This is a genomic window from Microbacterium yannicii PS01, assembly GCF_000304335.1.
In the GTDB taxonomy this organism is placed as follows: Bacteria; Actinomycetota; Actinomycetes; order Actinomycetales; family Microbacteriaceae; genus Microbacterium; species Microbacterium yannicii_A.
The window spans coordinates 94,516-103,510 of sequence record NZ_CAJF01000012.1; the positions used below are offsets into that span (position 1 = coordinate 94,516).

Here is an 8,995-nt window from a genome sequence, read left to right on the forward strand (position 1 = left end):
AAGCGGCGTTCAGGATGCCGCGGGGAGGGTCGCCGCGAAGCGCGCGCCGCCGAGCGGCGAGTCCGCCACGCTCACCGAGCCGCCTTCAGCCTCGGCGATCGCGCGGACGATGGCCAGGCCCAGACCGCTGCCGCCCGCGTCGCGGGCGCGGGCTTCGTCGAGCCGTACGAAGCGCTCGAAGATGCGCTCCCGGTCGGCGATCGGGACGCCGGCGCCGTCGTCGTCGATCGTCAGGACCACCTGCGCATCACGCTCTCCGACCGCGATCGACACCGCGCTGTGAGCGTGGCGGGCGGCGTTGTCGGCGAGATTCCGGATGAGACGTCCGAGAAGCCGCGCGTCGCCCAGCACCCGGGCCGCGGCGATGCCGGTGGCATCCACCGCGATGCCGCCGGCGCGCAGGCGCTCTGCTTCGGCGAGGGCGAGGTCATCGAGATCGACCTGATCCTGACGCAGCGGCGCATGCTCGGCGAGGCGCGCCAGCAGCAGCATCGCGTCCACCAGCTCCTGCATGCGCAGACCCTCTTCGTGCACGACCTCGGCGAGATCGTCGATCGAGGTCGAATCGGGGTGCGCGCGTGCCAGCTCGGCGTGCTGGCGGATCGTGGCGAGCGGGGAGCGCAGCTCGTGCGAGGCGTCGGCCACGAAGCGTCGCTGGGCGGTGGCCGAGGCATCCAGGCGGTCGAGCATGCGGTTCATCGTCCCGGCGAGCGCCGCGATCTCGTCGCCTGAAGTGGGCACGGGCACGCGGACGTCGAGCCGATCGGCGGTGATCCCGTCGACCTCCTCGCGGATGCGCGACACCGGCCCCAGCGCACGCCCCACGACCCACCAGGTCACCGCGGCCACCAGCCCGACGACGACCGGGACCGCGAACGCCAGGAGCGCGGCCACCGTGGCGAGCGTGCTCTGATCGTCTTCCACGGGCACGCCCACGAGGATCCGGCCGCCGTGGTCGAGCTCCTCCTGCACCACGAGCACACGTTCCTCGTCGTACGTCACGATCCGGGTTCCCTCCGCGGTCGGCAGATCGCCGTCGGCGGCGTCTTCGGACGCCGCGACCACCTGCCCCGCCCGATCGACGACCTGCACGAGGGTCTCTTCGAGTTCTGTGACCACGTCGGCTCCTTCGGCATCGACCCGCGCCGCGATCTCTTCGGCGCGACTCTCGGCGCCGCGGACGACGGCGTCACGGATGCTGGCGGCGAGGATTCCGTAGAACACCAGGGCGCCCACGATCAGCGCCATGCCGACGGCCAGTGTCGCGACCGCGGTGATGCGCACGCGGAGGGAGCGCGCCCGCCGCTCAGCCACCGTCTGCCGCCAGCCGATATCCGCTGCCTCGCACCGTCTGGATCGCCGCTCGACCGAAGGGGCGGTCGACCTTGCGTCGCAGGTGGCCCACGTAGACCTCGACGATGTTGGGATCGCCCTCGAAGTCGTCGTTCCAGACTCCTTCGATGAGATCGCGCTTGGACAGCACCTGGCCACGGTGGCGCATCAGGTGCTCGAGCACCGAGAACTCCCGCGAGGTCAGCTCGACCTTCTCGTCGCCGCGCCAGACCGTGCGCGAACCGGAGTCCAGCCGCAGATCGCCGGCCTCGAGGATCACCGGTCGCTCGACTCCGCCACGTCGTATCAGCGCTCGAAGTCGCGCGACGAGAACGGCGAACGAGAAGGGCTTGGTCACGTAGTCGTCGGCGCCGGTGTCGAGCGCCTCGACCTGATCCCACTCGCCGTCCTTCGCCGTGAGCATGAGCACCGGCGTCCAGTTCTCCTCGGCGCGCAGCGCCTCGCAGACCTTCCATCCGCTCAGGCCCGGCATCATGAGGTCGAGGACGATCGCGTCGTAGCGCGTCTCGCGTGCTCGCCAGAGTCCGTCGACGCCGTTGTGGGCGACATCCACGCCGAAGCCTTCGGCCTCGAGGCCGCGCCGAATGCCGTCCGCGAGGCGCACCTCGTCGTCGACCACCAGAATCCGCATCGGCTCCCAGTCTGGCCGCCTCCGCCTGAATCGTCCCTGAAGCGACGCGAGCGATGTCTCAGGATGCGGTGGCGAGCACGGCGTTCTTCCACGGATCGTCGAAAGCGAGCCCGCGCCCATCGTCGCGCACGGCGACGCCGTGGTGACGGAGCCGCTCGCCGAGCTCACCGAGGTCGTCCTGACCCGGCAGCACGAGGTCCACGCGCCCGAGGCCCAGAGCCGGCGTCCGAGGGCCGGCGCCGCGCGAGTTCCACACGTTCATGGCCATGTGGTGGTGGTACCCGCCTGCGCTGACGAACAGCGCGGACCCGCGGTAGTCCGCCGTCTCGTCGAAGCCGAGGGCGCCGACGTAGAACGCGCGAGCGCTCGCGATGTCGCCGACCGACAGGTGAACGTGTCCGACCGAAGCCGGCTCATACGCGGTCGCCCCGGCCGCGGCATCCTCGGTGAGGTGCTCGCGCAGAAAGGCGTTCGGATCCAGGAAGAGCGAATCCATCTCGATCTGCCCATGCGTCCATGACCAGTCGGTGCGGAGGCGATCCCAGTACAGCTCGATCCCGTTTCCCTCGGGATCCGTGAAGTAGAACGCCTGGCTGACGAGGTGGTCGGCACTGCCGCTGAACGACCGAGGCACCTGGCTGGCCACCGAGTACACCGCGGCGGCGAGCGCCGCCTGGGATTCGAACAGGATCGCCGTGTGGAAGAGACCGGCGGAGTTCTGCGCGGCATGGCGCAGCTGAGGCGAATGGACGAGCACGACGATGGCACGGCCGGCGCGTCCGAGGGCGACCGTATCGCCGTCGGCGCCGAGCACGTCCAAGGTCACGACATCCCGGTAGAACCGGGTCATGCCGTCGAGGTCGCCGACGAGCAGCGTGACCGCACCCATCGCCGTGTCGGCGGCGAGACGATCGGAAGCAGCGGCCAGTTCATCCATGTGAATGCACAACGATCGCGTTCCCCGCGGGATTCCCAGTCAGGCCGCTCAGTTCCTCCGCACCGACATTCGCTCCGAAGGCGGGCGTGCCCGGTTCCAGCCGGGCACCCTCGGCGAGGGGCCCGATCGCGAGCGGGTCGAAGCCCAGCCGGTCGATGAGCGCCGACACGATGGCCACGTCTTCGGGGGCGTCACCGGCGATCGCGATCGCCTTGCGCTCGGCTGGGGCACGAAGTCTCGCCCCATCTTCCAGATCGTGGTAGCCCATGTGGTTGAACGCCTTCACCACGCGCGCTCCGGGGAGGAACTGCTGTACGGCCTCGCTCGATGAGACATCCGGCTCGAGCACTGTGTCGCGCGGGCCGTCGACCTCCCACCAGTGATTCATCGCGTCGATGACGAGCTTTCCCGCGAGTTCGCGTACGGGCAGAGATCGGTACTTGCTCAGTGGGAGGGCCAGGACCACCACGTCGGAGCGTCGAGCGGCCTCGGCTGCGCGTACCGCCGTCGCACCGGGGGTGAGCACCTCGGTGGACAGCGAGATCCTTGCCGGATCGCCGGATCCGGCCACGAGCACCCGGTATCCCGCCGCGAGCGCGAGACGCGCCAGCGCGGTGCCCACCTTGCCTGCGCCCAGGATGCCGATGGTCGTCGTCATCGCACCGCCTCGGGAATCCGGCTCTCGGCGAGCAGTCCTCGGACCCGAGGGATGACTCGCGTGCCGTAGAGCTCGACCGAGCGGAGACGGGCCGCGGCGGATACGGTGCCGGCGGCGGAGTAGATCATGTCGAATCGCCCGACGTCGAGGGTGCGGATCGCGCGGGCGATCTTGCGGGCGACGGTCTCCGCCGAGCCGACGTACAGCGAGCCCCCGGCCACATCGGCGTCGAACTCTTCTCGGCGCAGCGGCGGCCAGCCGCGCAGGGCCCCGATGCGGTCGCGGATCTCTCGATAGCCGGGGTAGAACAGCTCTTTCGCCTCCTCGTCGGTCGCTGCGACGAAGCCAGGCGAGTGCATGCCGACGGGTTGGGCTACCGTGCCGAGCTGCTCCGTCGCCTTTCGATACAGGTCGACGTACGGCACGAACCGTTCCGGTGACCCGCCGATGATCGCGAGCATGAGGCCGAAGCCGTAGTGGGCGGTTCGGAGCACCGACTGCGGCGAGCCGCCCACTCCCACCCACGTCTTCAGTCGCCCCGACTCCGTCTTGGGATAGACGTCGGCATCGTGCAGCGCCGCTCGGGTTGTGCCCTCCCACGTGACAGGCGTCTCATCGAGGAGTTGATGGAACAGATCGATCTTCTCCTCGAACAGCACCTCGTAGTCCTTCAGGTCGTAGCCGAACAGCGGGAACGACTCGGTGAAGGAGCCTCGCCCAAGAATCACTTCCGCCCGACCGTTCGAGAGAGCGTCGACGGTCGCGAAACGCTGAAACACCCGGACCGGGTCGTCAGACGACAGGACCGTGACGCCCGACCCCAATCGAATGCGCTTGGTGGCGGTGGCGATTCCGGCAAGCACCGTCTCCGGGCTCGAGATCGCGTACTCGGGACGATGGTGCTCACCGACGGTGAGGGCGTCGATCCCGACCTCATCCGCCAGCACCGCCTCGTCGACGACCGCGCGGATCGCCTGCGGGTGCGACATGATGCCGCCCCGATCATCGCGGGGCAGGTCGCCGAACGTGTCGATCCCGAACTCGATAGCGGAGGCATCCATCACAGTGTTCCCGTCCGTGAGGTGTAATTGACATGTAAATCGTGCCAGAGGTAATTCACATCTCAACTAACAGAGGAAACGATGACGGTATTCCCCCGCAGTGGTCTCCCGACGAGCGAGCAGTTCGCGGTGTGGAGCGCCTACATCCAGACGATCGAGATTCTTCGCGCTCGCGTGCAGGCGCGACTGCAGGCGGACTCCGGACTCTCCGAAGGCGACTACAAGGTGCTGCTCGCACTCAGCGAAACGGAGAGGAAATCGCTTCGCTCCTCTGAGCTCGCCACGCACATCGAGTGGGAGCGAAGCCGGCTGTCCGGCCACCTCGGTCGCATGGAGAAGCGTGGGCTCATACGACGAGAGCCGTGCCCGGATGACGCCCGAGGCTCCCAGGTCGTGCTCACCGACGAGGGTGCGCGCGCCTTCCGCGCGAGTACGATCCCCCATCTGCAGGCGGTCAAGGGGTACTTCATCGACGCGTTCACAGACGCGCAGCTCGCTGGGATCGACGACACCACGAAGACGCTCCGGTCTCACCTCGGGCTCCCTCCGACGACCGGTGAAGCGGCCGAGTGACGAAGCGTCGTCAACCGGGACCCCGCCGGTTGAGCGGCGAAGCTACCCGAAGTCGCCGGGGGCCATGTCGGTGAAGCGGGAGAAGTGGCCCTGGAAGGCGACGGTGATGGTGTCGGTCGGGCCGTTGCGGTGCTTGGCCACGATGAGGTCCGCCTCCCCGGCGCGAGGCGACTCCTTCTCGTAGGCGGCCTCGCGGTGCAGCAGCACCACCATGTCGGCATCCTGCTCGATCGAGCCCGACTCGCGAAGGTCCGACAGCGCGGGCTTCTTGTCGGCGCGCTGCTCGGGGCCACGGTTCAGCTGCGACAGTGCGATGACAGGGCACTGCAGCTCTTTGGCGAGCAGCTTCAGCGCCCGCGAGAACTCCGAGACCTCCTGCTGACGCGACTCGACGCGCTTACCCGATGTCATGAGCTGGAGGTAGTCGATGACGACCATCTTCAGGCCGGCCTTCTGCTTCAGTCGTCGGCACTTCGCGCGGATCTCGACGAGCGTCATGTTCGGACTGTCGTCGATATACAGCGGGGCGTCGTTGATACGTCCCCTCGTCGCGGCGATCGTGGTCCAGTCCCGCGAGTCGAGTGTTCCCTTGCGCATGGACTGCAGGGGGATCGCGCCCTCGGCGCTCATCAGGCGCATCGCGATCTCGCTGCGCCCCATCTCGAGGGAGAAGAAGATCGTGGGGAAGTCGTGCTTGATCGCGGCGGCGCGCGCGAAGTCGAGCGCGAGCGTCGACTTACCCATCGCGGGTCGCGCCGCGATGATGATCATCTGACCGGGGTGCAGGCCGTTCGTGAGCTGGTCGAGGCCGGAGAAGCCCGTCGGGATGCCGGTCATCTGGCCGTCGCGGCCGCGGGCCGCCTCGATCTCTTCCACCGCGGCGTCCACCGCGATCGTCAGCGGCACGTAGTCCTCGGCCGCCTCCGTGCCTGTCACCGAATAGATCTCGGCCTGGGCGTTGTTCACGAGGTCGAGCGCCTCGCCCTGACCCGAGTAGCCCATCTGCACGATCTTCGTGCCGGCCTCGACGAGGCGGCGCAGCAGCGCGCGCTCCGACACGATCGACGCGTAGTAGCCCGCGTTCGCCGCGGTCGGCACGATCGAAGTCAGCGTGTGCAGGTAATCCGCACCGCCGGCGCGCTGCAGCTCGCCCGTCTTGATCAGCTCGTCGGTGACCGCCACGACGTCGGTCGGCTCGCCGTGCGAGTAGAGAGTGAGGATCGCCTCGAAGATGAGCTCGTGCTTCGGGATGTAGAAGTCGGTGCCCCGCAGCGTCTCGATGACGTCGGCGACGGCGTCCTTCGACAGCATCATGCCGCCCAGGGCGCTCTGCTCGGCGAGAAGGTCGTGCGGGGGAGTGCGCTCGTACTCGCGCGGGCCCCCCATCCGCTCCTCGGAGATGTCGGCGATCGACATAGGCTGCGCATCCTTCAGGTCGGGTTGCCGTCGTTTCGGCTCGTCGTCGACCCGCTCGGACGTTCACCGTTCCTGCGCACGCACGATCGAACGGCGGGATGCCTCGGCATCCCGCTCCTTCGCCGCGCTGTGCTGCGCGATCACGGCCCCGTCACGCCGGTGTGACGCGAGTCCCCGAGTGGGCCGGACCCCACGCTAAGGACGGCCTCCGACACTCGCAACACGGCCTGTGGATAACTGTGTGGAGAGTCTGCGTGAAACGCCGACATACCTGTGAACAACCGCTGTGGACAACTCCTGGGTATTTGGCGCCATCGACGTTGGAAATGCCGTCTGACCAGCCTTCCTCCGTTTCACAGGCTGTGGAGGGGGATGTGGTTGAAGTGCGGCTTGAAGGTTTCGCGCCAGGCGCCGACCTGTGCACAATTCCGCGCTCCGCGCCAGTCGAGTGCGCGCCCGCGCGCGTCGCCGAGAGGCTGGACACGCGAGGCGGGTACACGCTAATCTCTGAACTCCAGGCACCCTCACGCACGATCCGTTCGGAACGTGTGGCATTGTTCGTCGTGGGAGGTGAACGTGGAACTCGCAGTCTCGAGGCAGATGCCCAAGACCGTGCGACTCGCCCTGATCGGCGTGACTGCCGCGTTCGCCTGGATCGTCCTCACCCTCGTCCTCGGCTTCGGAGCCGGAAACGCGCAGGCTGATGACGGCGACGACCGAGGCCTGCTGGGTGCCGTCACTTCTCTCGTCGACGACACGGCCGGAGCCGTGACCGACACCACCGCGACGCTCACCGGCGGCGTGACCGGCGTGGTCGACACCGTCGTCGAGGTCGTACCCGCGCCGGTGCAGCAGCCCGTGCGCGCCGTCGTGCAGACCGCAGGCGCGGTCGTCACCACCGTGACGCGGCCTGTGTCGGACATCGCCTCCAGCGGCGTCGTGAGCGGTGTCACCGCTCCTGTGGTCGATCTGGTGACCGCTGTCCCGATCGTCGGCGGCCTCGTCGGAGCGGTCGGCCTGGACGACGCGGTCACCGACCTCAGCGGAACCGCGGACGACACTCTGGGCGGCGTGGTCGGAGCGGTGGACGAGACCGGCGCCACGGTCGGCCAGCCCCCTGCCACAGCAGATCCGGGCGTGCAGCCCCCGGTCTCCGGCATCCCGGATCTGCCGGGTACGACCGGTCCCAGCGAGCCCTTCGCCTCCGACGTCAGCGCCGATGTCGCGGCCGCCGTGATCGCATCGGCGACGGATGCCGCGACCACGGCGTACTCCGGCGGCGCACTCTCCGCGACGCGCGGTCTGCCGGAGGCGACTCCCGCGAATACTCCTCCCTCGACCACCCTGACCTCCACTGCGCCCGGCGCAGGCGGGGTGCCGGGTTCGGCCGGGGGACTCTGCCTTTCCTCTGCTTCTTCGGGACCCGGTGGTGCGGGTCCCGGCGCCTGGGCGATCGCCGCCCTCGGTCCTCTCGATGCACACCGTGCCTGGGTGCTTCGAGCCGGACTCGAGGACGAGCACGCGCCGCCGGCGCCTGCCGGCTCCACCGACGTCTCCCCCGACTGATCGGCTCCACGCCGCCGGCTCTCTCTGTGAGCTTGTGCGGCTGAGCATCAGCGCGTCCTCACGCGCTGTCCACCGATCACTTCATGAAGGGGAACATCATGCGTACTTTCTACAAGCGCGCCCTCTTGGGCACGCTACTGGCCGGCGGCATCACGCTGCTCGGCGCGACGGTCGCCAATGCGGCCGAGACGACCGGTGAGGACGGGCTGCTCTCGGGCACCCAAGCGCTCGTCGACGTCACACTTCCGATCAACCTCACCGGCAACGCCATCTCGGTGATCGGCGACTCCACCAGCGAGAGCGCGACCGCCTCGGCGCCCGCGCCGGCTTCCGCCCCCGCTCCGGGTTCGGCGACCACGAGCGGCGAGGACGGCATCGGCTCCGGCAGCCAGGGGATCGTGTCGGTGAGCGTGCCGATCACGGTCTCGGGCAACGCGGTGTCGGTCGTCGGCGACAGTTCGTCGACGGATGCCGGCACCGCCGCCTCTGCTGCGTCGTCCGCTCCAGCGGCCGAGGCGGAGACGTCCGGCGAGGGCGGCCTGCTCTCGGGGACCCAGGGGATCGCCTCCATCGCGGTCCCCGTGACGGTGGCGGGCAACGGAATCTCGGTCCTCGGCGACAGCACGTCGACCGACGCCGGCACCACCACCGGGAACACCGGCTCCACCGGCAACGGGGCAGAGGGCTCGACCGACGGCGAGGACTCCCTCCTCGGCGGCACCCAGGTCCTCGCACCCGTCACGGCACCCATCACCGCCGTCGGGAACACCATCTCGGTCCTCGGCGACAGCACGTCGACC

9 protein-coding genes are annotated in these 8,995 nt (G+C 68.9%); 3 read left to right on the top strand and 6 right to left on the bottom strand.

The window, feature by feature from the left end; genetic code table 11:
* Window positions 1-9: 9 nt before the first annotated feature.
* Genes WYM_RS09035 through WYM_RS09055 form a run of 5 tightly spaced genes read right to left on the bottom strand, consistent with a single transcriptional unit; the run spans window position 10 to window position 4,640 of the window.
* Complete coding sequence (locus WYM_RS09035; RefSeq protein ID WP_019180510.1) at window positions 10-1,314, bottom strand: sensor histidine kinase; 1,305 nt, start codon at window positions 1,312-1,314, stop codon at window positions 10-12.
* The gene (locus tag WYM_RS09040; RefSeq protein ID WP_019180511.1) at window positions 1,307-1,984 is read right to left on the bottom strand and encodes a response regulator transcription factor; all 678 of its coding nucleotides are present in this window, start codon (window positions 1,982-1,984) and stop codon (window positions 1,307-1,309) included. The genes WYM_RS09035 and WYM_RS09040 overlap by 8 nt, the downstream gene beginning before the upstream one ends.
* Before the next feature lie 58 nt (window positions 1,985-2,042).
* Window positions 2,043-2,921: a VOC family protein gene (locus WYM_RS09045; RefSeq protein ID WP_019180512.1), complete on the bottom strand. Its 879-nt coding sequence runs from the start codon at window positions 2,919-2,921 to the stop codon at window positions 2,043-2,045.
* The gene (locus WYM_RS09050) at window positions 2,914-3,579 is read right to left on the bottom strand and encodes an NADPH-dependent F420 reductase (protein WP_019180513.1); all 666 of its coding nucleotides are present in this window, start codon (window positions 3,577-3,579) and stop codon (window positions 2,914-2,916) included. The genes WYM_RS09045 and WYM_RS09050 overlap by 8 nt, the downstream gene beginning before the upstream one ends.
* The gene (locus tag WYM_RS09055; protein ID WP_019180514.1) at window positions 3,576-4,640 is read right to left on the bottom strand and encodes an LLM class flavin-dependent oxidoreductase; all 1,065 of its coding nucleotides are present in this window, start codon (window positions 4,638-4,640) and stop codon (window positions 3,576-3,578) included. The genes WYM_RS09050 and WYM_RS09055 overlap by 4 nt, the downstream gene beginning before the upstream one ends.
* Before the next feature lie 81 nt (window positions 4,641-4,721).
* On the opposite strand from WYM_RS09055, the gene WYM_RS09060 reads away from it, so the two are divergent.
* Window positions 4,722-5,213, top strand: coding sequence for a MarR family winged helix-turn-helix transcriptional regulator (locus WYM_RS09060; protein ID WP_019180515.1), 492 nt, complete (start codon window positions 4,722-4,724; stop codon window positions 5,211-5,213).
* A gap of 42 nt (window positions 5,214-5,255) precedes the next feature.
* Here WYM_RS09060 and dnaB read toward each other — a convergent pair whose 3' ends face one another.
* Entirely contained in the window at window positions 5,256-6,629 is a 1,374-nt protein-coding gene (dnaB, locus tag WYM_RS09065) for a replicative DNA helicase (protein WP_019180516.1), read from the bottom strand.
* A 600-nt stretch (window positions 6,630-7,229) separates the two neighbouring features.
* Between dnaB and WYM_RS09075 the strand changes: the two genes are divergently transcribed.
* Entirely contained in the window at window positions 7,230-8,195 is a 966-nt protein-coding gene (locus WYM_RS09075) for a hypothetical protein (RefSeq protein ID WP_019180518.1), read from the top strand.
* Window positions 8,196-8,293: 98 nt separating this feature from the next.
* The coding region (locus tag WYM_RS09080) for a chaplin family protein (protein ID WP_026059687.1) at window positions 8,294-8,995 on the top strand (702 nt) is incomplete at its 3' end.